This is a genomic window from Streptococcus oralis (genome assembly GCF_001579175.1).
Lineage (GTDB): Bacteria > Bacillota > Bacilli > Lactobacillales > Streptococcaceae > Streptococcus > Streptococcus oralis_O.
Genome location: NZ_KQ970760.1, coordinates 412,930 through 414,586 on the forward strand (window position 1 = coordinate 412,930; position 1,657 = coordinate 414,586).

The 1,657-nt window shown below is 40.4% G+C and carries 3 protein-coding genes; all 3 read left to right on the forward strand.

What is annotated here, in order from left to right; genetic code table 11:
* A partial coding sequence (locus tag SORDD24_RS06355) for a PTS sugar transporter subunit IIA (protein ID WP_196757277.1) occupies window positions 1–365 on the forward strand: 365 nt, incomplete at its 5' end.
* 51 nt (window positions 366–416) lie between these two features.
* Window positions 417–1,232: an endonuclease/exonuclease/phosphatase family protein gene (locus tag SORDD24_RS06360; protein WP_061408766.1), complete on the forward strand. Its 816-nt coding sequence runs from the start codon at window positions 417–419 to the stop codon at window positions 1,230–1,232.
* Between the two features lie 104 nt (window positions 1,233–1,336).
* Window positions 1,337–1,657: DEAD/DEAH box helicase (locus SORDD24_RS06365; RefSeq protein WP_155720140.1), on the forward strand; the 321-nt coding region annotated here is incomplete at its 3' end.

Sequence of the window (1,657 nt, forward strand, 5' to 3'; positions counted from 1 at the left end):
ACGGTTTTGCAGTAGAACCAGCAAATGGAAATATCGTATCTCCAGTTTCTGGTACTGTATCAAGTGTCTTCCCAACTAAACATGCTCTTGGTCTTGTGACTGAAGCAGGTCTTGAAGTACTTGTTCACATCGGTTTGGACACAGTAAGTCTTGAAGGAAAACCATTTACAGTTCACGTAGCTGAAGGACAAAAGGTTGCTGCTGGTGATCTTCTTGTTACAGCTGACTTGGATGCTATCCGTGCAGCAGATCGTGAAACTTCAACAGTAGTTGTCTTCACAAATGCCGAAGCGATTAAATCTGTTAAATTAGAACAAACTGGTTCTCTTGCAGCGAAAACAGCAGTTGCAAAAGTAGAATTGTAATATACTTGAGGTTGGAAGCTGTTTTCCAACCTCTTGTTTTAGGAGAAAAGCATGAAATTTTTAACACTCAATACCCATAGTTGGATGGAGAAAGAAGCAGAAGAAAAATTCCAGCTCTTGCTCCAAGATATTCTTGATAAAGACTATGATTTGATTTGTTTCCAAGAAATCAATCAGGAAATCACTTCTCCTGAGGTGGAGGTTAATGACCTCTATCAAGCTTTGCCAGCGTCAGAGCCAATTCACCAAGACCACTATGTTAGACTTTTGGTTGAAGAATTGTCTGAGAAAGGGAAAAACTACTACTGGACTTGGGCCTATAACCATATCGGTTATGACCGCTACCATGAGGGAGTAGCTATCTTATCCAAGACACCTATTGAAGCCAGAGAAATTTTAGTTTCGGATGTAGATGATCCAACAGACTATCATACTCGCCGTGTTGCCTTGGTAGAGACAGAAGTTGAAGGCAAGGAACTCGCTCTTGCAAGCGTCCATCTTTCATGGTGGGATAAAGGTTTTCAGGAAGAATGGGCACGATTCGAGGCTGTACTGAAAGATTTGAAGAGACCTCTAATATTAGCAGGTGATTTCAATAATCCAGCTGGTCAGGAAGGTTATCAAGCTATCCTAGCTAGTCCTCTAGAGTTACAAGATGCTTTTGAAGTTGCCAAGGAGAGAAGTGGTAGCTATACAGTACCACCAGAAATTGATGGTTGGAAAGGCAATACCGAACCGCTTCGAATTGACTATGTCTTTACAACGAAAGAGTTAGAAGTAGAAAGTTTGCATGTGGTTTTTGATGGGCAGAATGGTCCACAAGTCAGTGATCATTATGGTTTGAATGCCATTTTAAACTGGAAATAGAAAATGAAAGGGATTGTTCCCTTTCATTTTTTGCTAGTCGGACTTAACTACTGAAAATGTTCAAAATATGGTATAATGGTTAGATGAATAGAATCGAGGATAGCATGTCATTTACGAAATTTCAATTTAAAAATTATATAGCAGAAGCCTTGGAGGAGTTGAAATTTGAGACTCCTACAGAGGTTCAAGATAAGTTAATTTCTATAGTCTTGGCAGGTCGTGACTTGGTTGGTGAATCAAAAACAGGTTCTGGAAAGACTCATACTTTCTTGTTACCAATTTTCCAGCAATTAGATGAAACTAGTGATAGTGTGCAGGCGGTCATTACTGCTCCAAGTCGTGAGTTAGCTACTCAGATCTACCAAGCAGCACGTCAGATTGCGGCCCACTCGGATGTCGAAGTTCGTGTGGTTAATTATGTGGGG

Excerpts from the sequence above, each read along its gene's own strand:
- SORDD24_RS06360 (WP_061408766.1), top strand. The coding sequence starts at position 417 with ATGAAATTTTTAACACTCAATACCCATAGTTGGATGGAGAAAGAAGCA.